A 22,992-nucleotide genomic window follows, 5' to 3' on the forward strand; every position below is an offset into this window, starting at 1 on the left:
ATGTGCCGGGTTTTTTATTCAATCCATCCAGATTCTTTCAGTTTTTTCAAACTGATCGGAAGAACGGAATCCTTCATAATAAAGCTGAATTTTTTATTGCGGGAAAGGTTCTCCGGCAGCTCGTGAAACAAAACCGGGCCTTTCGTTTCAAAGTAATCAGCCTGCTTTTCAAGCTTTTCTATATCTGCAAAATATATATTTTTTACAATCACTTTTTCTTTTCCGAGAACTTTATACTGTCCGAGATACTTGAGGCTTTTGACTCTCGCGCCCGTCTCTTCCTTTACTTCCCGGAGCGCAGCCTCTTCTGCGCACTCCATCGGCTCTACTTTCCCGCCTGGAAACTCATAGCCTCTGTCCTCATGTTCTGTTAAAAGCCATTTGCCGCCAAAACGGCAAATCACCCAGACATGCTTCGGGCTGTCCGAGAAAGGCTGATCGTCAAAGGAAAGCTGAACAGTATTCTGATAATAATCTTTAAACTCGTACATGTTTATCCCTCAAATCCGTTCCTAGCTATCTTCCATACATCATACCACAGTTACGTTTCTTCGGAAGCCTTTTATCAAAAAATAAGGGAAACCCAGCACGCCGTCAGGTTCTGCATGCAGACTAGCTCGTACAGTTTTTTGCGATAGCTTTTGCCGAAAAGTGCGGCCGACGCTCTGGGCTTTATTATGACCCTCGAACAGGGAAAAGTTACGGTTTGCGCTTAAATTTATTTTTTAACGTTTCTAAAAGATCGACAAGCATCTGGGGAACCGGTATGCCAAGAGAGCTGGCTGTCACAACAATTTGCACAGATTCATAAAGAATATAAAACATAATAGCCAAGTCACGAATTGATCCCTGTGTATTCAGCAGCTGATCAAAAAAGTGGCATACAGAGATCAGAGCCAGCGTGACTAATTTTTTGACAAGCCGGGCAAATATCTTTTTAAATGACAGTTTGTGAATAATGGTTTCCTTCAAAGTCGTACTGATAAATTCAATTGCCATAAGAGAGAGCAAAATCAGAAATGAATACTGAAAACCTCCAAAGAAAAAACCCGCTGCTGAAACGCTGACTGCTAAAAACGAAAAGATGCCAAAGTCTCTATCCATTTATCCCAACATCCTTTCACAGAAACGGCCTTACGATATTCTATGGTAAACAAGCCGAACGGATTGGATTTTTCAGAAAAATGGACTGGTTGTCGCCTATTTTTAAGATACAAAAAGAAAAGCCGGACGTCTTTTTTAAGACATCCGGCCGTTCTATTTTTGAACTTAACCTAGGTAAGCTTTTAGCATCCAGTTATGTTTTTCAATATTTTGATGGATCGCAAGAAGCATGTCCCCTGTTGTTTCGTCACCGACTTCATCAGCTAAATCCATGCCGTTTTTCAGCTCTTCCGCGATGACTGTGAAATCATCATATACGCTTTGAACCATTTGTTCAGCTGTTTCATTTCCAGCAGCTTCTTTGACAGAAGCCGTTTCTAAGGATTCCTTCATTGTTGCAATCGGTTTTCCGTTCAGCGCCAAAAGACGTTCTGCTAAGTCATCAATATAAGTTGCCGTTTCATTGTACAGCTCCTCAAACTTTTCATGAAGAGTGAAGAAATCTTTTCCTTTCACATACCAGTGATAATTATGTAGTTTCACATACATGACTGTCCAGTTGGCTACTTGTTTGTTCACTGCTTGAATCAATTGTTCTGACATGGTATCTCCTCCTTGTTATATGACTATGTATACCCTTAATATCGTACGCTAAAACCTCTTTTTTACCCTTATCTGTCACGATTTCTTCTATTATGCTACAATTGTTAAAAAACGGGAGGTGGAATGTCATGACGCTTCTCATTACGATAAGTATTTTAATTGTGCTGGCTGTTTTGCTTGTAACCATTTGGACGACTGTAAAAGCCTATAATGTAAAGCATACCATTGATCCACCACAAGAAAATCACTCTGATTCACACAATCAATGATGATGTGAATGCTCCTCTTCTGACTGATTGCTGGCAGCATCGGCGTCTCCGACTTGGACTTTTAAAGTCGGCATGCTATGCTGTTTTTTTGCTGTGACATGGGATTGGACAGTGTATACACCATCTTTCTTAAACGTCGTTTCCAATCGGTATACGCCTTTTTCTTGTTTCGCCTTAAACATTTGGCTTGCGTCTTTTTCCCCTTCTTTCCATACTTCAAACTCTACTTCATCGGCATCCGTCACAGCTTCATCACCATATGATACGGCTGCTTCATAAGCAGCGCTTTCTCCGGGATTTACTTTTTCAGGCCCGGTCAGCTTGACATCCAAAACCTCGGGCGTCTCAGCTGTATTTGCTTTGCTTTCACCAGATTCGCATCCATTAAGCAATAAAGCAGAAAAAAGCAGAACAACCAACATCTTTTTCATGCCATCACCCTTTCATCGTTTACCTAAATAGTAGCAAACGCTTACAGCAAATGGTACATAAAATATGAGACGTCACAAAAAAGACCTTTTTGCTTATGCGCAAAAAGGTCCTTTCTATTTTAGCCAAATACTTTTAGCAATTCTTCTTTATCCTGTGAAAGCCAGAAACGCATTAAACGTTTAGCGCCTTCCAGATCATGAAGCTTCGCTTGGCCGCACTGCTTTTCATTCGCAGCTGGTATTTCTGTAATCTCTACCGCTTCCTTCATTGTGTCTTCAAGCAGATCAACGATTTCCGCTGATGTCGGCTCTCCGCTCACAACTAGATAATAGCCTGTCTGGCAGCCCATTGGAGAAATATCAATGATATCAAAATGATCGTATTTCTCAGCATGAGAACGAATCGTAAACGCGAGCAAATGCTCGAGTGTGTGAATGGTGTCAGGCTTCATCGCCTGTTTATTTGGCTGGCAAAAACGAATGTCAAATTTATTTACAACGCCGTCTGTTCCTACTTTATGCACGCCGCAATGTCTTACATATGGAGCAACAACCGCATTATGATCAAGCTCAAAACTTTCTACTGAAGGCATAATGGCACTCTCCCCTTTTTTAAAAATGTAATTTCATTATAACATACTTTTCCGATAAGAATTATTGATTAACTTTTCAATCTGTGTTTTTTTTCTTATACTTGCATCAGAAAGGTTGCTGAAGAAACATGAAAACCCTATTCATCGCTCTGATCAGAGGATATCAAAAATTCATCTCGCCCCTGACACCGCCAACGTGCCGCTTTTATCCGACCTGTTCCCAATATGGAATCGAAGCGATTAAAACACATGGCGCTTTAAAAGGCGGATGGCTGACAATCAAACGGATTTTGAAATGCCACCCGTTCCATCCGGGAGGAGTCGATCCCGTTCCTGAAAAGAAACAAAAACATTAATTGTTATAACCGTTTACGATAAGATCCAGTTTTCCGGTTTTAGGATCAATGACTAAGCCATGGACCGGAACGTTTTCAGGGAACAGCGGGTGATGTTTAATAACATCTACGCTGTCTTTCACACTCGCTTCCACTGAATCAAAGCTTTTAAACCATTGATCAAAGTCTACACCGGAGTACTTTATTGTTTCGATGCGTTCTTCCGGAATCCCTCTTGCTTTGATTTTTTCAAGCATGCTTTTGCTGCTGATTTTGCTCATGCCGCAATCGTGATGCCCGATCACACACACCTCATCTGCATTCAGCTCGTACACTGCGACGAGTATACTTCTCATGATGCTTCCGAATGGGTGTGTCACAAGCGCACCGGCACTTTTAATGATTTTCACATCACCGTTTCGCAAATTCATCGCATGCGGCAGCAGTTCAACCAGACGAGTATCCATGCAAGAAAGAATCGCCATTTTTTTATCTGGAAATTTTGATGTTTGATACTTTTCATACTCTCTTTGTTCAGTAAATGTCTTGTTAAATTCGAGAATATCATTTAGAAGACTCATGTTCGTTGTCCCTTTCTATTCTTTTTACTCTTCAATATATCACAACCCTTGTTTATTCGTCATAATAAAAAAAGACAAACCCTCTGGTCTGCCTTATTTCCCCATGTTATAGCGTTTTTTGAACTGCTCAACTCGTCCGCCTTTTTCATTGAATTTCTGGCGGCCAGTATAAAACGGATGCGTGTCAGAGCTTACTTCTACTTTAATGACAGGATATGTGTTTCCGTCTTCCCACTCTGCTATTTCATTAGATGTTTTCGTAGAGGTGCTGAGAAAACGGTAGCCGCTGTTGACATCCTGAAATATCACTTTGTGGTTCTTCGGATGAATTCCTTCTTTCATGTGAATCTCCTTTCAATAAATCGTAATAATTACGTTTTATTTTATAACCTTACAAACGTTTTGTCAATCTTCTTATATCCTTCCCTCTGTTTTCACATCGTAAACCTCATGGCATTTAAGAATAGGAAGAATAATCTAACCGAGGAAGCAAATAATAAACCTAAAATACATACAGAACGTCTTTTTAGAAAGGTGGTTTACGATTGTGGATGATTTAGTTTTGGCCAGAAGCCTCTTTGGCACGACAATGGGCTTTCATATCATTTTCGCAACGCTTGGAGTCGGTCTCCCGCTCATGATTTTAGTGGCGGAATTGATCTATCAAAAAACGAAAGATGACCATTATGCGATCATGGCGAAAAGATGGACGAAAGCACAAGCCGTTTTGCTGGGGGTCGCCATACCGACCGGAACGATCGCGGGCACTCAGCTCGCGCTTTTATGGCCGGGATTTATGGAAGTCATCGGCCGGGTGATGTCCCTGCCATTTCAAATTGAAATCTATGCTTTTTTTGTTGAAGCCCTATTCATGTCGATTTATGTATACGCTGCAGACCGTTTGTCACCTGCAATGAGGATTGTTGCTGTTTTCTTTGTGTTAGTCGGGGCAGCAGCATCAGCTGTTCTGATTACGAATGTTCACGCTTTTGAAGGTACACCCGCCGGTTTTAAAATTTTAAACGGAAAAATTACAGATGTTGACCCGTGGGCTGCGTTTTTTAATCCTAGCTTTTTTATCACTGCCGGCCATGTCGTGCTGTCCGCGTTTATGACCGGTGCGTTTATCGTGGCTTCTGTTGCGGCGTATAAAATGATCCGGACGAGGAAAAAGGAAAAGGTCTATCGCTTTCACCGGAAAGCCCTTTTGCTCGCACTGACGATCGGCGGTATTTTTTCATTGCTGACCGCTTTGAACGGACACGAATCTGCACAGATGCTGTACGAATACCAGCCCGAAAAATTAGCCGGTGCGGAAGGCCTGTTTGAAACAAGATCCCACGCCCCGCTCGCTATCGGCGGTTTTACCGACCCGAATGAAGAAAAAGTAAAATGGGCAATCGAGATTCCATGGGCTTTAAGCTTTTTGGCAGCGAACCGTTTTGACACTGTTGTAAAGGGATTAAATGCATTTCCGAGAGATGAATGGCCGCCGCTTTTCATTCACACGCTGTTTAATGCGATGGTCGGTGTAGGCATGCTGCTTATTCTTTATTCCATTATCGGAGTGATCTGGAGAAAGGTGCTCAAGAAAGACCGTTTCCCAACGTGGCTTTTGGTCATTTTCATGACAGCAGGCCCTTTTAGTCTCATCGGCATTGAATTCGGCTGGATTTTCGCATGTACGGGGAGGCAGCCTTGGGTCATCTATCATCTGCTGAAAACGTCAGATGTCGTAACAACGACTGGCTCGATCGGGGTGCTGTTCTTATTTTTCACATTTGTTTATGCCGTGTTAGGCGCAGCTGTTGTCTACGTGCTGCTGTATTATTTCCGCAAGCACCCGGTTGACGAAGATTTAAATACAGCGGAGTCGTAATGGCTTCGCAAACAGGAAACCAAATGGAAGGAAGATCGACAAATGGAGATTTCAACTGACGCTCTGATCGCCATCTCAATTATCTGGGGCTTTGTGTTTATTTACGCCGTCATGGCGACAATGGATTTTGGAGCGGGATTTTGGTCTATGATCTATTTAAATAAGGAGCATATGAAGGCCACCGATATTGCGAATCGCTTTTTGTCCCCGACTTGGGAGGTCACAAACGTCTTTATTGTGGCCATCGTCGTGGCGCTTTTCAGTTTTTTCCCCGGCGCGACATTTGTGCTCGGAACCGTTTTATTAATTCCCGGAAGCATGATTTTGCTGCTTTTAGCGATTCGAAGCGGATTTCTCGTTTTTTCAAATACAGCAAAGGAGCGGAAAACGCTAAGATATATTTCCGGCATCTCCGGCTTTATCATTCCTGCTATTTTAATTTTGGTGCTTCCTGTGACACACGGAGGGTTTATAGAAAAAACGGATGGAATCTATAACTTAAATATGTCTAAAATCTTTTCAAGCCCCAACGCCTATTCATTTATCGGGTTTGCGATTTTAAGCACCTTATTTTTGTCCTCGCTGCTGCTTGCAGATGTTTCAAATGTGGCAGAGGAACAGGATGCGTACCGAGCCTACAGAAAAAGCGCCCTGATTACCGGCCCGATTTCACTGTTGTTTGCTGTATGCATCATGGTAACAATGCGGAATGAAGCAAACTGGCTGTACAGCGGAATGCTGAATGATTTTACTTGGATTATTGCATCGTTCATTACATTTGTCATTGCTGGAATCGCCCTTTTTCTGCCTAATAAGAGCTTTGGGCAAAACATCGGAAAACCGCGGCTTGCACTTGTCGCGATTGGGATACAGTATTTTCTCGCAAGCTACGCGTACGGGCGGGCGCATCTTCCGTATATGATTTATCCTGATGTGACAGTCATGTCAGGCTTCACAGAGCCAGCAACGTTCAGGGCGCTGTTTGCGACTTATATCGTTGCATTTATCATTCTATTTCCGGGCTTTTATTTCTTCTGGAAAATGTTTATGCGAGATAAACGCTATATCCGCCAGGAGGAATAGAGGGCAAGCCAGCCGGCTATACTAATCCAGAACCTTTATAAGGAGGGGATGGCATGGAGCAGAAAATTCTATGTGAGGTCAACAACTGTTCTTATTGGGGCAAAGGTAACAAATGCACCGCTGATGCCATTTATGTTGTCAGCCATACTGGTGAAACGGCTGAAAACAGCCGGGAAACAGACTGCAAAACGTTTAAGCCGCATGATTTGTAATTAAAAGAAAGAGCTGCATCAGCCAGCTCTTTCTTTTTGCATGTTGAGTGTTCTCAGCTTTTTAGTTATGACCCCGTTTGCAGGTGAAAACAAAAAGGCGCTTGCATAACATACACCTGTCATGGCTGCCATCGCTCCTGAAATCGAAACATTAAGCCACGTTGCGAAGAAATAGCCCATGACCGCCGACAGCCCGCCAATCAACGCGCTGAGAATCAGCATATAAAGAAGCCGGTCTGTCAACAAATGTGCCGCAGCCGGCGGAACAATCAGCATGGCCACAACCAATACGGCACCAACCGAATCAAAGGAAGCAACAGTCGTCAGGGACAGCATGCCCATTTGCACGTAATGAATGAGCAAAACTGGTATTCCCAAGGCTAAAGCCATTTGAGGATCAAACGAAGCGATTTTAAACTCCTTATAGCACACACTGATCAACACTACGTTTAAAACCAGAACAGATGTCAGCATCCAAAACGCTTTCGGCCCAATATCAACCCCGAATACCGTCACCGTATTCCACGGCACAAAAGCGATTTCTCCCATTAACGAGTGCTCAATATCGAGATGGACATTCGCTCCATACACAGAAAGCAAAATAACCCCGATTGCAAATAAGGATGTAAACACAACTCCTATGGCAGCATCTGATTGAACCCCCTTGCTATGAAGAAGCTGAACCAAGAAAGCCGTTAACAGACCGGTTGCGGCTGCGCCAATAAACATAGAAATCCCATCGAGACTTCCCGTCACTAGAAAAGCGCCGACAATGCCAAGCAACACTGTATGACTGATTGCGTCGGCCAGCATCGCCATGCTTCTCAGCACAAGAAATGTGCCGATCAATCCGCAGCTTACACCGACTAATACACCGGTAGCTATAATCCATGCTTCAAAACTCATTTGCGATCTGTCCCTTCTCGGCATCATGAGACGCTTTTCGACGCTCTGGCATCCGTCCATACAGCTTTAAGAGTGAATAAAGCCGCTCTCTCGTTTCTCTCGGTAAACGGTCCGGATCAAAGCAGTCCTGATCGGATTCTATATTGGCAAGTTCCATTTCATGCATGAGATACACTTCATACATCCGCTGCTTCAAAGCTGTGTGATAGCCTTTTTCTATCCCTTTGCTTGTGATTTGCCAAATTCCATTTTCGATACGCTCAATGCACCTCTCTTGTTCCAAGTCATTTAATGCCTTAAGGCATAATGAAGGGGATAGGCGTCTTTTCTTTCTTACACTTTCAACAGTTACACAAAGATTATTCTTTTCATACTGTTCATAAATCTCCAAAAGCACTTGCTCCCTGCTTGTTCTGCGCCGCAGCCTCATCAGCCTTATGGCTTTAGCAGCCAATCCCCGCTTAGGCGCGCAAATCATTGAAAAAAGAAAGAGCAGCGTTGCAGATAAGATCATTAATGGCCCTGTCGCCATTCCCTTCATCGTGGTGCTAAGCAGGGTTCCGGCCACGCCGCTGACCCCGCCTGTAATCCCGGCAATGACGATCATCCCGGTTAATCGTTCGGTCCAATATCTCGCAGCTATGGCAGGTGTAATCAGCATAGCCGCCATTAATATCACACCAACAGTCTGAAGCCCAATGACGACAGCACAGACAATCAGACAAGCCAAAAGCCCGTTTAAAAAACGCACCGGGATTCCTAATCCCTTTGCAAACGCGAGATCAAAAGTAATCAATGTAAATTCCTTAAAGAAAACAATACATAGGAGCAGTAGAACAGCGGATATTCCTGCAATAAGGATGATATCCTGCCTGACCAATGAAGCAGCCTGGCCGAATAAAAAAGAATCAAGCCCGCTTTGGCTTCCCGCCCCCTGTTGCTGAATATATGTCAGCAGAATGATCCCGACGCCAAAAAACACAGAAAGAACAATCCCGATCGCCGAGTCCCCCTTTGTTTTTGAAAGCCGCGGAATCAGCTGAATACAAAACGTTCCGAGCAGCCCGGCGAGCGCCGCCCCCAGCAAAAAGAAAGGCAGTGATTTTTGCCCGGTGAACAGAAAAGCGAGACACACTCCCGGCAGAGCTGAATGGGCCATCGCATCGCCAATTAAACTTTGCTTTCTCAGCAGCACAAAGCTGCCCAAAACACCGCTTGCCATCCCGAGCAAAAGCGTACCGGCCAGCACCCACTGTGTATTCGGATGCTGAAGCTGCAGCCACAAACTTTCAAACATTGCGCTCACTCCTTATGTCCTTCTGCCAGCACTTTATCTTTTAAAAACGTAAGCCTTCCTCCATATGTTTTTTGCAGGTTTTCGATCGTAAAAACGTTTTCCGCCGGTCCGAAAGCGATTTTTCTTAAATGAAGAAGTAAAATCCAATCGAAATAATCCTCGGCGGTCTGCAGGTCATGATGGACGACAAGCACGGTTTTTCCTTTTTCTTTGAGTTCTGCCAACAGTGTCATAATCGCCCGCTCCGTCGCTGCATCGACACCTGCAAACGGTTCATCCATAAAATAAATGTCAGCGTTCTGGCAGAGTGCCCGGGCAAGAAACACCCGCTGCTGCTGGCCGCCTGACAGCTGGCTGATCTGCCTCTTCGCATAATCAAGCATCCCGACTTTTGCTAATGCGGCCTTCGCCATCTCCACATCCGCTTTCTTTGGCCTCTTTAATAAACCGATTCTCCCGTATCTTCCCATTAGGACGACATCGAGCGCGCTTGTGGGGAAATCCCAGTCAACCGAGCCGCGCTGCGGAACATATCCGATTCTGGTCCGCTGATCCTTATAGTCTTTGCCGTAAATAGAGATGTCTCCGGAAGCCCGGGGCACAAGACCAAGAATCGTTTTGATCAAGGTTGATTTTCCCGCGCCGTTTGGGCCGATAATGCCAATAAGTTTTCCTTCCGGTACCTGCAGCGAAATGTCCTGCAGTACAGGCTTTTTATGATAAGCAACCGTCACATTATCAAGCTCAACAGGGAACATATCCTCCACCTCTTTTCTTTATTTAAGCGCTTTAGTAATCGTGTTGATATTGTGGCGGAACATTCCTTCGTATGTGCCTTCTTTTGTGCCCTTTTCACCCATGGCATCCGAATAAAGCTGACCGCCGATTGTGACTGTATGGCCTTTTTCTTTAGCGCCTTCCACCACTGCATTGATTGATTTTTCAGATACACTGCTTTCTACGAACACAGCTTTTATTTGTTTTTCTGTCAGAAGATCAACCAGCTCCTGAACATCCCTTAATCCATAGTCCGAATCTGTGCTGAGTCCCTGCAGGCCTTTTACCTTAAATCCATACTCATTCCCAAAGTACGCAAACGCATCATGAGCAGTCACAAGCACACGGCTTTTCTCCGGAATATGTGCGATCTCTTTACGCGACCACTTATCTAAATATTGCAAATCTTCTTTGTACTCTTTGGCATTTTTCCGAAAGGCATCTGCGTGCTGAGGCATTGCTTTGCTGAATTGCGCTTCAATTTCATCCACCGCATAGATCCATAACGGAATGCTGAACCAGACGTGGGGATCAAACGTCTTGCCTTCCCCCGCGGGAATAAGCTTATTTTTCGGAATGGCCTCAGCTACTGCCGTCGCTTGTTTTTGTTCGCCGATTTTTTGGAGGACATCCTCCATTTTCCCTTCCAAATGCAACCCGCTGTACAGAACAACATCGGCAGACATTAATTTTTTCGTATCACCTTGGGAAGCTTTGTAGAGGTGCGGATCAACCCCCGGTCCCATTAAAGAGGTGACTTTTACATGCTTACCTCCGATGTTTTCTGCTGCATCGGCAATTTGAGATGTTGTCGCTGTCACTTGTAATTGCTGATCAGCGCTTTTTCCGGCTGAATCCGTTCCGCATCCCGTTAACGCAAAGGTCGCAAAAAGCACTGCTGCCATCAGCCCTCGTCTCATATTTCTCCTCCTCTTTGCCATCAATGTCCGATTGTTTTATCTTATGTTGTCAGTTCTTAGACATGTGACATTAAATTAGCCAAAAGCATGTTTTATTTACACAGGACAAAAAGTTTCCTTTGTGCAAAATTATCGCGTTTGACCATTTTTGTCAAGCTGATTTACATAAAAAAACCGGCTGGGTCAGCAGCCGGTCCAAACGAGAAGGGATGTATTCAACGAACACTTTTACTGTAACAGCACAGTGTCATTTATTCAAAATAGCAAAATTCTTTTTTCTTACCCATGCTGTGTGAAAACATCCATTTTGGTCACATATTTTCGCATAATGTCTTGATTCACCTCAACCCCTAAACCAGGCTGTTTTGACACAGAAATAAATCCATTATCAATACGAATATCAGGGGTTACAATATCTTCATCCCAATATCGTGAGGATGAAGATATATCGCCAGGTATTGTGAATTGAGGCAGTGAAGCAAGCGCCACGTTCTGCGCTCTTGATATGCCTGTTTCCAGCATTCCGCCGCACCAAACCTGCATATGATGCTCTTTGCATAAATCATGAATTTTTAAGGCTTCTGTTAAGCCGCCGACACGAGAAGGTTTTATATTAATAATTTTGCAGCTTCCTAGCTCAATCGCCCGTCTCGCATCATCAACTGAACAAATGCTCTCATCAAGGCAAATGGCCGTTTTCAAATGTTTCTGCAGGTGGCGGTGATCAACGATGTCGTCGGATTGAAGGGGCTGCTCAATCATCATTAAATGGTACTCATCAAGCTCCTTTAAACGGCTGATATCCTTCAATTCGTACGAGGAATTGGCATCGGCCATAAGCGGGATGGTTGGGAATCGGCTGCGGATGGCCTTGACCAATTCCACATCCTGCCCAGGCTGAATTTTAATTTTTATTCTTTGATAGCCTTCTTTTTGATAGCTCTCAATTTCCTTCAGCATATCGTCAAGAGGCGCCAGGCCGACTACCACCCCGGCAGGGACTTTATCCCTTGTTCCGCCCAATGCCTCAGCAAGGGATAAGCCCTTCTTTTTGGCATAGATATCCCATATAGCCGATTCAAGTCCCGCTTTTGCCATCCGGTTTCCTTTATAACGCGCCAGGCTGTCCGGCACTTCTGAAGGGTGATTGAATTCACGGCCGACGACATTTGGGATAAAAAAATCTTTTAGCATATGCAAACATGTTCCAATGGTTTCCTCGGTGTACCAAGGCGAAGAGAAAGCGGAAACTTCTCCCCAGCCTGTGACACCTGTTGTATCAATGGCTTCCACGATCAGAAATTTACGCTCTTGAAGCGTTTCGATACTGTTTTTAAACGGTTTCTTTAAGTTCATGCTCAAATGGTAAAGCGTGATTTTTTCTATTTCGATCATAGCAGTTCTCCTTTACGCGCATCCTTCAGCTGATTTCGCAAGAGCTTATTAGACGCATTGCGCGGCAGGCGGTCAAGCACATAGAATTTTGCCGGAATTTTATACTTCGCCAAGCGTTCTTTACAGTAGTCAGTCAATTCTTCTGCGCTCACAGGCGTGTGAAGGACAAGATAGGCGTGAGGCACTTTCCCCCATTTTTTGTCCTCAGCCCCTGAAACCCCGGCTTCGGCCACAGCGGGGTGTGAAAGCAGCACTGACTCCACTTCGGCCGGATAAATGTTTTCTCCGCCAGAAATGATCAGATCTGAACGTCTGTCTAATACATATAAAAAGCCTTCATTGTCCAAATAACCAAGATCACCTGTTTTCAGCCAGCCATTTTGAAAAGAGGCTTCGTTTGCGCTCTCCCGGTTAAAATAGCTTTTCATGACATTCGGGCCTTTGACCATAATTTCACCGTGTTCAAACGGTTCACATACCTGTCCGTCCCGCTCTATTTTGATTTCACACGAAAACAGCGGTTTCCCCGCAGATCCGAGCTTTTCCATACTGAATTCCGGCGACAGGGTAACAATTTGCGAGCATGTTTCTGTCATTCCATATGACTGAAAGACAGGGAATCCTTTCTCACGGCATTCCTCAAGCAATGGCAGCGGTGCAGGACCGCCGCCGAGAAGAATGCATCTGATGGATTCAGGGCAGCGGTTTGTTTCTTCCAAAAGACTGGCCAGCATAGTCTGCACCGCAGATATCATTGTCACTTCATGCCTGTTGATAGAATCCAGCACATCGCTTACGGAAAAACGCTGGTGAAGCACGACAGTCATTCCATAGATCACAGATTTAAATAATGCGGACAAGCCGCTGATGTGAAAGAGCGGCAATGCGATAAGCCAGCGGTCTTGTTCTGTTATACCCAAATTAAGAGCGGACGACACCGCACTGAAATAATGGTTTCCGAACGTTTGCTGAACTCCCTTGGGCTTTCCTGTCGTACCCGACGTATACATCAGCGTTGCCGTTGCATCCATTTGCATATAAGCCTGGATCTCAATTTCCTCTGCTGCTTCTTTCATCAGTTCATCCACATCAATCGTTTGAACGATGTGTTCATACTCTTTCTTGTTAAAGGTTGAATCTGTCAGTAAAAAGCCGGATCCGGAATCCTCCAGCTGAAACAGCCTTTCATGTGTTGACAGCTTCGTATTCAAAAGCACCGCCTTAACACCAAGCAAAAAACAAGCGTGGACGGCGTATACCATTTCTGCACGGTTTTGGAGCAAAATAGCCGCAGTATCCCCTTTCCGAAGCGAATGAGCGGCAAGCTGTGCCGCCATTCGCTTAGACGCGGCAAATAATTCTGCAAATGTCACGGTTTGGTCTCTATAGATGAGAGCGATTCTCTCAGGTGTCAGCTGTGCCCGCTGCATGAGCCAGTTGGGCTGTTCTGTCAGCATGTCATCATCTCCGAGGTAAAATGTCTGTATTGAAAAGAAAACAGCTTGGACCGCAAAGTCTCAAGCTGTTGGTTTACTAAGTATTGCTGATCACGGGAAACGAGGGAACTGTCCGAAATCAGGTTTGCGTTTTTCCTTAAAGGAATCACGGCCTTCTTTTGCTTCATCTGTTGTGTAGTAAAGAAGGGTAGCATCCCCTGCAAACTGCTGAATTCCAGCAAGTCCGTCTGTGTCCGCGTTAAACGCAGCTTTAAGAAAGCGCAGTGCGGTCGGGCTTTTTTCAAGCATTTCTTCACACCATTTAATCGTTTCTTCTTCAAGCTGTTCCAAAGGAACGACTGTGTTGACAAGACCCATGTCCAGTGCTTCCTGTGCGTTGTACTGACGGCATAGGTACCAGATTTCACGTGCTTTTTTATGCCCTACAATTCGAGCCAGGTAGCCAGAACCGTAACCTGCATCGAAGCTTCCCACTTTAGGGCCTGTTTGTCCAAAAATTGCGTTGTCCGCAGCAATTGTCAAGTCACATACGATGTGAAGCACATGGCCTCCGCCGATCGCATATCCGGACACCATCGCAACAACCGGTTTCGGGATGACGCGGATTAAACGCTGAAGATCCAATACGTTAAGACGCGGGATCTGGTCGTCTCCTACATATCCACCGTGGCCGCGCACTTTTTGGTCTCCGCCAGAACAAAATGCCTTGTCCCCTGCACCGGCAAGCACGATAACCCCAACATTTTGGTCGTCTCTTGCGTCAGCAAACGCATCAATCATTTCAGCAACCGTTTTAGGGGTAAACGCATTATGTACCTCAGGTCGGTTGATTGTTATTTTTGCAATGCCATTATACGTTTCATACAATATCTCATCGTATGTCCGTTTTGTTTTCCATTCAGCCATATGATGACCTCCTTTTATTCTCTATGTGAATGAGTCAGATGCTTGTCAAAAACTCACTCACTATTTTACCAAACAATCGCGGCTGTTCCACATGGACCGTATGTCCTGCTTTTGGAACAATCTCTATTCTACTAGAAGGAAGCATCTTATGCACCTCTTGATTGATGGCGCAAAATTTTTCGTCCCACTCCCCGCAGATCAGAAGTACAGGAACATCTATTTCCTCTACACGGCTCCACAAGGAAGGCTGTGAACCGGTGCCCATGCCTGTTAAACTGTTCGCAAGCCCAATCTTATTGTTCCGCAGACGGCCCGATCGTATCCTGTGCCGAATATCTTCAGCCAGCCTCTGCTGAGATGAAAACAAAGGGATATTCTCCCAATACGCAACAAACGCTTTGAGCCCGTCTCGTAAAATAAAATCAGCAAGCTTCCGGTCCCGCATGATTCGTTCCCGCCGTTCCCCAAGTGTTTTGAGACCCGGCGTCGTGCTTTCAAGCACAAGTGCCGATACCCGCTCGGGATATGTCATCGCAAAAGAGTAAGCAAGCCTTCCTCCCATAGAATACCCAATCAATTTCACTTTGTGAAGTTTTAATTGATCAAAAATCTCGGCAAGGTCAGAAACTTGCCGGCTTGTGCTGTATCTTTTCCCATTCAGCGGGGCATCTGTTTCCCCATGCCCTAAACAATCAATTTTGATCAAGCGGGAATCAGGCAGCATCTCATCAAGAAAATTCCATGATTGTTTGCTGCCGGTAAACCCGTGCAGACAGACGACGGCTTCGGAAGCATTCGACCCCTCGTCTGCCACTGCATATCGGACACCATCTGATACCGTTATGTTTACAGTTCCCATTGTTTTTTCACTTCCCGCACAGCCTCATTCAGCATATCGCGATGAAGCTGGACTCTTGATTGGCGATCCGTTTTGATTTCAATCAAATGGAGTCCGGGCTTGTCTGCCTGCGGCGCGTAAGCTGTTTTGAATTCATCCCAAGAAGCCGGGCATGAATACGTTCCGCCGTAAAGTGCAGCCGCATGCTTGAAATCGAGCCCAGTCGGTGTGCCGAACAAATCTTCAAAGTGTGTCTTCTCAGAAGCCTGCGGCAAAAAGGAGAAAATCCCGCCTCCGTCATTATTGACAAGAATCACAGTAAGAGGAATACCCAGCTTTTTGGCCGCCAGCAGGCCGTTTAAATCGTGATAAAAAGATAAATCTCCAATCACAAGGGTAACAGGCGCTTTTGTTCCTTCACATACCCCCATGGCAGAGGAGACGACACCGTCTATCCCGTTTGCTCCCCGGTTTGAATAAATCCGGAAAGGGCGGTCCTGCTTTTCAAAAAACGTATCAACATCCCTGATCGGCATGCTGTTTCCCACAAACAGCGAGCTGTTTTCAGGCACAAGATGCTGAAGGATTCGATAGAGATTGCCTTCAAACGAAACATCTTCACTGCTGATTGTTTGCAGATGCTCGCGGAACCGCCCATTGACAAACTGCCACTTTTCCAGCCACTCTGAGGATCTGGCAGCAGCAGTAAGGCCTGCCATGATCTCCTCAGCAAAAACAGACGCATTACAATGAATCATATGCGCGCTTGCCTGTGTCGGGTCTCTCCACCCTCCATCCTCGTCAATCACGATTTGCTGAATCGCCGGATCATCCCTAAGCCATAAGAAAACCGGTTTTGAAACAGGCATCGGTCCAAACCGAATGACAACATCAGGACGGAGTTTCCGCTTCAGCTCATCATCTTTTAAAAACGAATCATACGCATCAATAACAGTGCTTTTATCATGAACACCATTCCGCAGATTAGACAGCGGATCCGCTAAAATTGGATACTGAAGCGCTTTTGAAAGCGCAATAATGTTTTCCTTGTCCGCATCACTATGGAGCTCTCCGCAGACGATCATTCCTTTTTCAGCCTCTGCGAGCATCTCAGCCACATCAGACAGGGACTCGCGGTCAACAGACTGCGTACCCGTTTTCACAGACACATGACGGCCTGTTCTCATTCTTCCAAACGGCTCATCTGAAAGATCCGGCATCAGCGGTTCGCGCAGCGGCACATTCACATGGACAGGCCCCATTGGGCGCTTTTGTGCTTCTCCGGCAGCGCGGCTTGCCAGCGTTCGGATGTATCTCAGCATTTGCGGAGACTCTTCAGGAAGAGCAGAGTCTGTGAAAAACTTAACAAAGTTACCGAATAAGAAGTGCTGATTAATAGCCTGCGGTGCGCCTACTTCGCGCAGCTCATGAGGCCGATCAGCAGTTAACACAATAATAGGCACCCTTGAATAATGGGCTTCAACCACAGCCGGATAAAAGTTGGCCGCGGCTGTTCCAGATGTACAGATCAATAGTACGGGACGCTGCTTCGCTTTTGCCAAACCTAAGGCAAAAAATCCGGCAGATCTTTCATCAATTTGGACATGGACGCTGATATCGGGATGCGCAGCACAAAGAACAGCCAGCGGTGTAGATCTTGAGCCCGGACAAACGACGGCGTCCGTAATTCCGGAAAGGGCGAATTCATCAATAAAACTTCCGATGTAATGAGTAATCGGGTTGACTGTCAACGCCTCTCACCTCCTAATGCAGAGATCATCGGCTTCAATTTAATCTGTGTTTCTTCATATTCCGAGATTGGTTCCGAGTCTTCCACAATACCGCACCCGGCAAACAGCCTTGCTGTGCTTCCTTCGATGAGCCCTGAACGAATGGCTACCGCGAATTCCCCGTTATCCTGGCTGTCAATCCAGCCGATAGGGGCCGCATACCAGCCGCGGGACATCGGTTCAATCTCCCTGATCACGTCAACAGCTTTTTCCTGAGGTGATCCCCCAAGCGCCGGAGTGGGGTGCAGCTTCTCAATTAAGTCAAAAATCGAAGCAGACTCGCGCAGCTGTCCGACAATCGGCGTAAACAGGTGCTGAACGCTTTTTGTTTTGTACAAAACAGGTCCATCAGGCTTTTCAACCTCTGAACAGCTTGATACAAAAGCATTATGAATCATACCTACCACAATATCATGCTCAAGCAGGTTTTTCTCATCGTTTAATAATTCAAGGCCTATCCGGCAGTCGTCTTCTTCATTCACGCCTCGTTTAATGGAGCCTGCCAGACAGGAAGACATGACAGTGCCGCCGTCTCTTTTGATCAGTCTTTCCGGAGACGCGCCGACAAAAGTTTTGCCTTCTTGTTCAATTGCAAAAACATAGCTTGTCTGCTGATCGTCCAGAAGGGTTTTAAGCACCGGTTCTATTTGGATTGGACCGTCAAACGTGAGCAGCAGCTCTCGGGCAAGAACAACCTTATCATATTGTTTCCCTTTAATTTGGCTTGTGGCTGTTTCGATTGCTTTCAGCCAATCATCCTTATCCAGCTCTTCGGCTGCTGCAATCACAGCCTGATCTTCTTGCTTGAAATCGGGAACCATAAATTCCGCCGCAAAAGCTTTTAAGCCTTCTAAAACAGCTTCTGCGTCTTCTCCTCCGCTTACCCATCTGTTAACTGTTAAGAACGGGCCTTCAGCAGTCATCGTCAGCATAAGCGCAGGCACAAAGAAATCCCCTTCCGAGAAATGGTCCCATTGTGAACCTCTTTCTTCGCAAGGGTCAAAAGAAAATCCTCCGAATAACACAGGTCCCACTGCAGAATGCTGCAGCTTTTCTTCTTCATAAATATGAAAAGCCGTCTTTTTAAAGCGCTCCCATTGTTCAAAAACCTCACGATACCGCTCGCTGTTTTTTTGATTTGTCTGGAAAACCGCTTCTTTGCCAAGACCGACTATTGTCAATTCACTTTCAGGATCTGACCAAAAAAATCGATTGCCTGTATATTTTTTTGCTCCGTAATTGAAAAATGATAGAGGGTCAAGAGACTCGATTTGTCTCGAATAGCTTATTAAGACAGCATGGTTGACTTCTTTGGCTTTATGTAATGCATGTAGAACTTCCTTTCGGAACGTACGCTGCACCGTTGTCACCATGAGACATTCCTCCATAATCCTTAAAATGCTTTTAATACCATACACCTGTGTCTCCTTTGTGTCAAACACAGATCATGCAGTCCAAATGGCCTGCCTTACCTATTATAAACCTAATTTCAGAAATGAAAAAGAAACAAAGCTTAAATTTCTTTCTCCACTGATAGCAAAGGTTGTATCCGCTTACCATAAAAGGAAAACCTCCTATATTCCTCCACCTGCCATTTATGAAAGTTCTCAGGCGTTCTGTTCATACTAAAGGTATGCATCACAGAGAAACGAGGCGATTACATTGCTTACGAAAGAACAGCTTCAGCATTTAAAAAATGAACTGGAACAAACGAAAAAAGATATCTTAAACCGTTTCAAAGACAATGATCATTTTCAGCTTAACTCAGCCTTTCCTTATGATTCGTGGGGTGAGCTTTCGGCATACGACAACCATCCCGGCGATCAGGCGACAGAACTTTACGAGCGTGAGAAAGACATCGCTCTAGACTTGCATGAGCGAGAGCACCTTCGGGACATTGAGCATTCATTGAAGGCAATAGAAAACGGTACGTATGGCATTTGTGAAGTCAGCGGAAAGGAAATCCCTTTCGAACGACTTGAAGCGCTTCCGACTGCAACAACCCTCGCGGAGTATTCTTCACAGGACGTGGTTTCCAAAGACCGTCCGATTGAAGAAGAAACACCATTCGGGCAATTTGAATTTGATGATGATGAAGAAATCAGAGCGCCATATGACAGTGAGGATTCCTATCAGGATGTCGAAAAATATGGTAACTCACAAACGCCGCAGGATATGGAAAACCCTCCGCTCAGCTATGATGATATGACGATGAATGCCGAAGAGAATATCGGCAATACGGAGTCTTACGAAAATTTCATCGCTACAGATATCACTGGAAAAGAAATTACCGTTTATCAAAGCAGAGCCCATGAGCGCTATGAAGAAGAACTTGACGAAGAGGGAATCATGACCACATTCGGCGATCTCCACGCTGATTGAACCCCCGATTATTGGGGGTTCTTTTCCGTTTTCAGCATATCGTAAATCAGCTTCAGATAATCCTTTTGCAGGCCGATGTCATACCGCTCGCCCTCTAGCAATTTCCCGTATACGGTACATGCCCCGAGCGAAGCTTTTATCGCATCCGTTACCTGCACTTCTCCTCCCCTATCAGCTTCTAATGCCTCCAGCTCATTAAAAATATCCGGTGTGAAAATATAACGCCCTGCTGCGGCAAAATGAGACGGAGGGTTTTGTTTAGGCTTTTCCACAATATCCTGTATGCGATAAAGCCCTTTTTCAACAGACTCCCCTTTTATCACCCCGTAATGATGTAAATCCTCCGTTTTTGTTTCTTTTAAGCCGATTACACTGGACTGATATTTCGTATATGCTTCAATCAGCTGCCCCAAAGCCGGCTGATTGGCGGAAAAAATCAGATCATCTGGCAAAACGACGGCAAAAGGCTCTCCGCCTGCAAATTGCTTTCCGAAAGAAATGGCGTCGCCAAGACCCTTTGCATAAGGCTGCCGCACATAGTGAATCCGTATATCCGGAATGGGATGCTCTCTAAGTAAATGCAGTTTATTCTTAGAGGCCAAAAAAGCCTCAAGTGCCAAAGAGGAATCAAAATAGTCGACAATCAGATTTTTATGGCTCGATACAACCATCAAAATGTCCTCAATGCCTGACTCCTTTAATTCTTCAACAAGATAATGAATCACAGGCTTAGATCCTACTGGAAACATTTCTTTCGGAATCACCTTCGTCACCGGCAGATTTCTCGTGCCGAATCCGCCTGCAGGAATGATCGCTTTTTTTATCATGGTATTTTCCCCTCAGCTCATGTTTATTACATGATATTCCAAGAGCGCATCCCGATGTTTGTACATCTGAAATTAGGCGGAAGCAACTGGGCAGAAAGCGGAATCACGAACCAGCCCTTTTTTAATAGGATATTGATATATGACCAGTAATCTTGTAAAGGAGCTCAGGTGATGAAAATTTGTGTGGTTGGCGCCGGGTATGTCGGTTTAACCCTATCAGCGGCACTGGCATCCATCGGACATGACATGATATGCACAGACAAAGACGTCAAAAAAATCGGGCAGCTGAAAAAAGGAGTCATTCCCTTTTACGAGCCTGGGCTTTCAGATGCAATACTTCGTTGCGGCAATCTCTCGTTTTCTTCTGAAGTGAAATCGAGCATGGAGGAATGTCCCGTTATTTTTATCGCAGTCGGAACTCCGCCGCGTTCGGACGGATCAGCTGATACGAAAGCCCTGCAGTCCGTCATCGGTGATTTAAGCGAGGCGATCCGATCGTATAAAACCATTATTACGAAAAGCACTGTTCCGCCCGGGACAAATGAAAACATAGCAAAACAGCTGATTGCCTCCGGAGTGTCTAAAAACCTCTTTAATATCGTATCCAATCCGGAGTTTCTGCGGGAAGGCAATGCCTTATATGACATGCTGCATCCTGACAAAACAGTCATCGGTGTTCAGGAAGAAGATCACGTATCGGCAGCCATCGTCAAATCCATTTACAAACACATTGATACCCCTTTTATCGTTACAAGCTTAGCGGGAGCAGAGCTGATCAAATATGCCAACAATTTCTTTTTAGCGGCCAAAATTTCGTTTATTAACGAAATGGCCCGCATATGTGAAGCCTATCAATCAGATATCTCAGATATTTCCCGCGCTATCGGTCTAGACCCAAGGATCGGGAAGCACTTTTTGCAGGCAGGCATCGGATACGGAGGCTCTTGTTTTCCAAAGGATCTGCAGGCGCTGCAATTTGCTGCCCAGGAAAAAAACACGGAGACCTTCCTGCTCCGGGCCGTGCAGCACATTAATGACACCCAGCTTGGCCTGTATATCAAAAAAATACAGTCATTCTTCGAAACACTTCAAGGCAAGAAAGCGGCTGTACTCGGCATTTCCTTCAAACCGAATACCGATGACATCAGGAATTCTCAGGCTGTCAGACTGATGGAAAGGCTGGCGGAGCTGGGATGTGATGTTCATGCATATGATCCTGAAGCTGTACTTCCAGAACATTTGCGGCAGCATGTAACTCAGCATTCTCAAGCTTTTGATGCGATCGAAGAAAGCGACTTTTTATTTTTGGCGACAGAATGGCCCGAGTTTTTAGCGTTTGATTGGAAAAAGGCTGCAGGCATCATGAAAGGGCGTCTTGTGATTGACGGACGCAACGTACTAAAAAAAGAACTGATCGAGGCTTGCGGCCTGATCTGTACGGGAGTTGGCCGTCCATGAAAATACTCGTCACAGGAGCAGCGGGCTTTATCGGCTCCCACCTCTGCGAAGAATTACTAAAAGATAAGAAACATAACGTTATCGGAATCGATGACTTTATCGGTCCTACTCCATTTTCCTTGAAATTAAAAAACCTTAAAAACCTGCTGCCGGAAAAGCGATTTACGTTCATAAAGGAAAATCTGCTGACAGCGGATCTTGCTCCCTTACTGGAAGGAGTGGACGTCATCTTTCATTTGGCGGCCATACCGGGTGTCCGCTCAAGCTGGGGCAGTCATTTTCACCCATATGCCGCACATAATATCCAAGCGCTCCAAAGGCTCCTCGAGGCGTGCCGAGAACATTCTATTCAAACGTTCGTCTTTGCATCCACCTCTTCCGTCTATGGCGAAAAACAAGGAAAAGTCAGCGAAAACACGTCGCTTTCTCCTTTATCTCCGTACGGGGTAACAAAGCTTACGGGAGAAAAGCTTTGCCATGTGTATCAACAAAGCTTTGACATTCCAATTGTGATTCTCCGTTTTTTTACCGTATACGGGCCAAGACAGCGGCCGGATATGGCTTTTCACCGGCTCATTAAGCAGCACCTTCAGCAAAAGCCGCTTACCATCTTCGGTGATGGGCAGCAGTCAAGAGATTTCACTTATATCAGCGACTGTGTCAAAGGCATCACCGCTGTTCTTGAGAAACCCCACCTTATTGGTGAAACAGTAAATATCGGCGGTGCTGAGCGTGCCTCAGTCTTAAAGGTTGTCTCCCTCATTGAGGATATTTCCGGTAGAAAAGCAACACTGCACTTTTCGGACAAAATAGCAGGGGAACCGCGCAACACGTGGGCGGATATTTCAAAAGCAAAGCAGCTCTTGCATTATGATCCCGCCACATCCTTAAAGGATGGCTTGACCAACGAAATCGCCTATTTATCGTCGCTGTATCAGGGGGAATAAAA

General features: G+C 45.3%; 26 protein-coding genes. 8 read left to right on the forward strand and 18 right to left on the reverse strand.

All coding sequences use genetic code 11. The annotated features are described in order from the left end of the window. Nucleotides 1-14 precede the first annotated feature (14 nt). From ytkD to KXZ66_RS15710, 3 genes are all read right to left on the reverse strand, one after another. Complete coding sequence (gene ytkD, locus KXZ66_RS15700) at nucleotides 15-491, reverse strand: RNA deprotection pyrophosphohydrolase (protein WP_003229087.1); 477 nt, start codon at nucleotides 489-491, stop codon at nucleotides 15-17. 208 nt (nucleotides 492-699) lie between these two features. Beyond that, nucleotides 700-1,104, reverse strand: a complete 405-nt coding sequence (locus KXZ66_RS15705) for a phage holin family protein (protein WP_021480358.1) — start codon at nucleotides 1,102-1,104, stop codon at nucleotides 700-702. Between the two features lie 165 nt (nucleotides 1,105-1,269). Beyond that, nucleotides 1,270-1,707: a Dps family protein gene (locus tag KXZ66_RS15710; protein ID WP_003229083.1), complete on the reverse strand. Its 438-nt coding sequence runs from the start codon at nucleotides 1,705-1,707 to the stop codon at nucleotides 1,270-1,272. 128 nt (nucleotides 1,708-1,835) lie between these two features. Between KXZ66_RS15710 and ytzI the strand changes: the two genes are divergently transcribed. After that, complete coding sequence (gene ytzI, locus KXZ66_RS15715) at nucleotides 1,836-1,976, forward strand: YtzI protein (protein ID WP_003229081.1); 141 nt, start codon at nucleotides 1,836-1,838, stop codon at nucleotides 1,974-1,976. On the opposite strand, the gene KXZ66_RS15720 is transcribed toward ytzI, so the two are convergent. Next, nucleotides 1,970-2,407: a FixH family protein gene (locus KXZ66_RS15720; RefSeq protein ID WP_032726462.1), complete on the reverse strand. Its 438-nt coding sequence runs from the start codon at nucleotides 2,405-2,407 to the stop codon at nucleotides 1,970-1,972. The genes ytzI and KXZ66_RS15720 overlap by 7 nt on opposite strands. A 119-nt stretch (nucleotides 2,408-2,526) precedes the next feature. Next, entirely contained in the window at nucleotides 2,527-3,000 is a 474-nt protein-coding gene (locus tag KXZ66_RS15725) for an S-ribosylhomocysteine lyase (RefSeq protein WP_003219361.1), read from the reverse strand. Nucleotides 3,001-3,128: 128 nt separating this feature from the next. Between KXZ66_RS15725 and yidD the strand changes: the two genes are divergently transcribed. After that, on the forward strand, nucleotides 3,129-3,356 hold the full coding sequence (gene yidD / locus KXZ66_RS15730; RefSeq protein WP_003229076.1) for a membrane protein insertion efficiency factor YidD: 228 nt from the start codon (nucleotides 3,129-3,131) through the stop codon (nucleotides 3,354-3,356). Here the strand turns inward: yidD and KXZ66_RS15735 are convergent. Then, nucleotides 3,353-3,916, reverse strand: a complete 564-nt coding sequence (locus tag KXZ66_RS15735) for a beta-class carbonic anhydrase (protein WP_003229074.1) — start codon at nucleotides 3,914-3,916, stop codon at nucleotides 3,353-3,355. The two genes, yidD and KXZ66_RS15735, sit on opposite strands and share 4 nt — an antisense overlap. Before the next feature lie 93 nt (nucleotides 3,917-4,009). Beyond that, on the reverse strand, nucleotides 4,010-4,258 hold the full coding sequence (locus tag KXZ66_RS15740) for a type B 50S ribosomal protein L31 (RefSeq protein ID WP_219144610.1): 249 nt from the start codon (nucleotides 4,256-4,258) through the stop codon (nucleotides 4,010-4,012). 205 nt (nucleotides 4,259-4,463) lie between these two features. Here KXZ66_RS15740 and KXZ66_RS15745 point away from each other — a divergent pair, with 205 nt between their 5' ends. From KXZ66_RS15745 to KXZ66_RS15755, 3 genes are read left to right on the forward strand one after another with little or no spacing between them, the layout of a single operon-like run. Beyond that, nucleotides 4,464-5,795, forward strand: coding sequence for a cytochrome ubiquinol oxidase subunit I (locus KXZ66_RS15745; protein ID WP_032726463.1), 1,332 nt, complete (start codon nucleotides 4,464-4,466; stop codon nucleotides 5,793-5,795). Nucleotides 5,796-5,837: 42 nt separating this feature from the next. Further along, nucleotides 5,838-6,878 carry a cytochrome d ubiquinol oxidase subunit II gene (locus KXZ66_RS15750; protein WP_014477746.1) on the forward strand — a complete coding sequence of 347 codons (1,041 nt, stop codon included), beginning with the start codon at nucleotides 5,838-5,840 and terminating at the stop codon, nucleotides 6,876-6,878. A gap of 53 nt (nucleotides 6,879-6,931) precedes the next feature. Next, nucleotides 6,932-7,090, forward strand: coding sequence for a DUF1540 domain-containing protein (locus KXZ66_RS15755; protein ID WP_003229069.1), 159 nt, complete (start codon nucleotides 6,932-6,934; stop codon nucleotides 7,088-7,090). A gap of 18 nt (nucleotides 7,091-7,108) precedes the next feature. Here KXZ66_RS15755 and mntD read toward each other — a convergent pair whose 3' ends face one another. From mntD to KXZ66_RS15805, 10 genes are all read right to left on the reverse strand, one after another. Beyond that, nucleotides 7,109-7,996 (reverse strand): manganese ABC transporter permease MntD, encoded by an 888-nt coding sequence (mntD, locus tag KXZ66_RS15760; RefSeq protein WP_041851129.1) that lies wholly within the window; start codon nucleotides 7,994-7,996, stop codon nucleotides 7,109-7,111. Then, the gene (gene mntC / locus KXZ66_RS15765) at nucleotides 7,986-9,293 is read right to left on the reverse strand and encodes a manganese ABC transporter permease MntC (RefSeq protein WP_219144612.1); all 1,308 of its coding nucleotides are present in this window, start codon (nucleotides 9,291-9,293) and stop codon (nucleotides 7,986-7,988) included. Before mntC ends, mntD begins: the two co-directional genes overlap by 11 nt. 5 nt (nucleotides 9,294-9,298) lie before the next feature. Then, complete coding sequence (gene mntB, locus KXZ66_RS15770) at nucleotides 9,299-10,051, reverse strand: manganese ABC transporter ATP-binding protein MntB (RefSeq protein ID WP_014480635.1); 753 nt, start codon at nucleotides 10,049-10,051, stop codon at nucleotides 9,299-9,301. Between the two features lie 18 nt (nucleotides 10,052-10,069). Beyond that, nucleotides 10,070-10,990 (reverse strand): manganese ABC transporter substrate-binding protein/adhesin MntA, encoded by a 921-nt coding sequence (gene mntA / locus KXZ66_RS15775; RefSeq protein ID WP_113712811.1) that lies wholly within the window; start codon nucleotides 10,988-10,990, stop codon nucleotides 10,070-10,072. A gap of 279 nt (nucleotides 10,991-11,269) precedes the next feature. After that, nucleotides 11,270-12,385 (reverse strand): o-succinylbenzoate synthase, encoded by a 1,116-nt coding sequence (gene menC / locus KXZ66_RS15780; protein WP_049140989.1) that lies wholly within the window; start codon nucleotides 12,383-12,385, stop codon nucleotides 11,270-11,272. Then, nucleotides 12,382-13,842: an o-succinylbenzoate--CoA ligase gene (locus KXZ66_RS15785; RefSeq protein WP_151870095.1), complete on the reverse strand. Its 1,461-nt coding sequence runs from the start codon at nucleotides 13,840-13,842 to the stop codon at nucleotides 12,382-12,384. The genes menC and KXZ66_RS15785 overlap by 4 nt, the downstream gene beginning before the upstream one ends. 90 nt (nucleotides 13,843-13,932) lie before the next feature. After that, the gene (menB, locus tag KXZ66_RS15790) at nucleotides 13,933-14,748 is read right to left on the reverse strand and encodes a 1,4-dihydroxy-2-naphthoyl-CoA synthase (RefSeq protein ID WP_003229054.1); all 816 of its coding nucleotides are present in this window, start codon (nucleotides 14,746-14,748) and stop codon (nucleotides 13,933-13,935) included. Between the two features lie 34 nt (nucleotides 14,749-14,782). Next, nucleotides 14,783-15,607, reverse strand: a complete 825-nt coding sequence (gene menH / locus KXZ66_RS15795) for a 2-succinyl-6-hydroxy-2,4-cyclohexadiene-1-carboxylate synthase (protein ID WP_141949787.1) — start codon at nucleotides 15,605-15,607, stop codon at nucleotides 14,783-14,785. Continuing rightward, nucleotides 15,595-17,337, reverse strand: coding sequence for a 2-succinyl-5-enolpyruvyl-6-hydroxy-3-cyclohexene-1-carboxylic-acid synthase (gene menD / locus KXZ66_RS15800; RefSeq protein WP_015384451.1), 1,743 nt, complete (start codon nucleotides 17,335-17,337; stop codon nucleotides 15,595-15,597). Before menD ends, menH begins: the two co-directional genes overlap by 13 nt. Next, nucleotides 17,334-18,749, reverse strand: coding sequence for an isochorismate synthase (locus tag KXZ66_RS15805; RefSeq protein WP_015714577.1), 1,416 nt, complete (start codon nucleotides 18,747-18,749; stop codon nucleotides 17,334-17,336). The genes menD and KXZ66_RS15805 overlap by 4 nt, the downstream gene beginning before the upstream one ends. 289 nt (nucleotides 18,750-19,038) lie before the next feature. Between KXZ66_RS15805 and KXZ66_RS15810 the strand changes: the two genes are divergently transcribed. Next, complete coding sequence (locus KXZ66_RS15810) at nucleotides 19,039-19,758, forward strand: yteA family sporulation protein (RefSeq protein WP_003229046.1); 720 nt, start codon at nucleotides 19,039-19,041, stop codon at nucleotides 19,756-19,758. Between the two features lie 8 nt (nucleotides 19,759-19,766). Here KXZ66_RS15810 and KXZ66_RS15815 read toward each other — a convergent pair whose 3' ends face one another. Further along, nucleotides 19,767-20,585 (reverse strand): UTP--glucose-1-phosphate uridylyltransferase, encoded by an 819-nt coding sequence (locus KXZ66_RS15815; protein ID WP_151870094.1) that lies wholly within the window; start codon nucleotides 20,583-20,585, stop codon nucleotides 19,767-19,769. A gap of 171 nt (nucleotides 20,586-20,756) precedes the next feature. On the opposite strand from KXZ66_RS15815, the gene KXZ66_RS15820 reads away from it, so the two are divergent. Together KXZ66_RS15820 and KXZ66_RS15825 are read left to right on the forward strand one after the other, a co-directional pair. Beyond that, a complete protein-coding gene (locus KXZ66_RS15820) occupies nucleotides 20,757-22,043 on the forward strand; it encodes a UDP-glucose dehydrogenase family protein (protein WP_122895724.1) in 1,287 nt (428 codons plus the stop codon). After that, nucleotides 22,040-22,990: an NAD-dependent epimerase/dehydratase family protein gene (locus tag KXZ66_RS15825; RefSeq protein ID WP_032726473.1), complete on the forward strand. Its 951-nt coding sequence runs from the start codon at nucleotides 22,040-22,042 to the stop codon at nucleotides 22,988-22,990. Before KXZ66_RS15820 ends, KXZ66_RS15825 begins: the two co-directional genes overlap by 4 nt. Nucleotides 22,991-22,992 lie beyond the last annotated feature (2 nt).

This window comes from Bacillus sp. LJBS17 (assembly GCF_019334685.1).
Taxonomy (GTDB): Bacteria; Bacillota; Bacilli; order Bacillales; family Bacillaceae; genus Bacillus; species Bacillus subtilis.

Excerpts from the sequence above, each read along its gene's own strand:
- ytkD (WP_003229087.1), bottom strand. The coding sequence starts at position 491 with ATGTACGAGTTTAAAGATTATTATCAGAATACTGTTCAGCTTTCCTTT.
- KXZ66_RS15705 (WP_021480358.1), bottom strand. The coding sequence starts at position 1,104 with ATGGATAGAGACTTTGGCATCTTTTCGTTTTTAGCAGTCAGCGTTTCA.
- KXZ66_RS15710 (WP_003229083.1), bottom strand. The coding sequence starts at position 1,707 with ATGTCAGAACAATTGATTCAAGCAGTGAACAAACAAGTAGCCAACTGG.
- ytzI (WP_003229081.1), top strand. The coding sequence starts at position 1,836 with ATGACGCTTCTCATTACGATAAGTATTTTAATTGTGCTGGCTGTTTTG.
- KXZ66_RS15720 (WP_032726462.1), bottom strand. The coding sequence starts at position 2,407 with ATGAAAAAGATGTTGGTTGTTCTGCTTTTTTCTGCTTTATTGCTTAAT.
- KXZ66_RS15725 (WP_003219361.1), bottom strand. The coding sequence starts at position 3,000 with ATGCCTTCAGTAGAAAGTTTTGAGCTTGATCATAATGCGGTTGTTGCT.
- yidD (WP_003229076.1), top strand. The coding sequence starts at position 3,129 with ATGAAAACCCTATTCATCGCTCTGATCAGAGGATATCAAAAATTCATC.
- KXZ66_RS15735 (WP_003229074.1), bottom strand. The coding sequence starts at position 3,916 with ATGAGTCTTCTAAATGATATTCTCGAATTTAACAAGACATTTACTGAA.
- KXZ66_RS15740 (WP_219144610.1), bottom strand. The coding sequence starts at position 4,258 with ATGAAAGAAGGAATTCATCCGAAGAACCACAAAGTGATATTTCAGGAT.
- KXZ66_RS15750 (WP_014477746.1), top strand. The coding sequence starts at position 5,838 with ATGGAGATTTCAACTGACGCTCTGATCGCCATCTCAATTATCTGGGGC.
- KXZ66_RS15755 (WP_003229069.1), top strand. The coding sequence starts at position 6,932 with ATGGAGCAGAAAATTCTATGTGAGGTCAACAACTGTTCTTATTGGGGC.
- mntD (WP_041851129.1), bottom strand. The coding sequence starts at position 7,996 with ATGAGTTTTGAAGCATGGATTATAGCTACCGGTGTATTAGTCGGTGTA.
- mntC (WP_219144612.1), bottom strand. The coding sequence starts at position 9,293 with ATGTTTGAAAGTTTGTGGCTGCAGCTTCAGCATCCGAATACACAGTGG.
- mntB (WP_014480635.1), bottom strand. The coding sequence starts at position 10,051 with ATGTTCCCTGTTGAGCTTGATAATGTGACGGTTGCTTATCATAAAAAG.
- mntA (WP_113712811.1), bottom strand. The coding sequence starts at position 10,990 with ATGAGACGAGGGCTGATGGCAGCAGTGCTTTTTGCGACCTTTGCGTTA.
- menC (WP_049140989.1), bottom strand. The coding sequence starts at position 12,385 with ATGATCGAAATAGAAAAAATCACGCTTTACCATTTGAGCATGAACTTA.
- KXZ66_RS15785 (WP_151870095.1), bottom strand. The coding sequence starts at position 13,842 with ATGCTGACAGAACAGCCCAACTGGCTCATGCAGCGGGCACAGCTGACA.
- menB (WP_003229054.1), bottom strand. The coding sequence starts at position 14,748 with ATGGCTGAATGGAAAACAAAACGGACATACGATGAGATATTGTATGAA.
- menH (WP_141949787.1), bottom strand. The coding sequence starts at position 15,607 with ATGGGAACTGTAAACATAACGGTATCAGATGGTGTCCGATATGCAGTG.
- KXZ66_RS15805 (WP_015714577.1), bottom strand. The coding sequence starts at position 18,749 with ATGGTGACAACGGTGCAGCGTACGTTCCGAAAGGAAGTTCTACATGCA.
- KXZ66_RS15815 (WP_151870094.1), bottom strand. The coding sequence starts at position 20,585 with ATGATAAAAAAAGCGATCATTCCTGCAGGCGGATTCGGCACGAGAAAT.
- KXZ66_RS15820 (WP_122895724.1), top strand. The coding sequence starts at position 20,757 with ATGAAAATTTGTGTGGTTGGCGCCGGGTATGTCGGTTTAACCCTATCA.
- KXZ66_RS15825 (WP_032726473.1), top strand. The coding sequence starts at position 22,040 with ATGAAAATACTCGTCACAGGAGCAGCGGGCTTTATCGGCTCCCACCTC.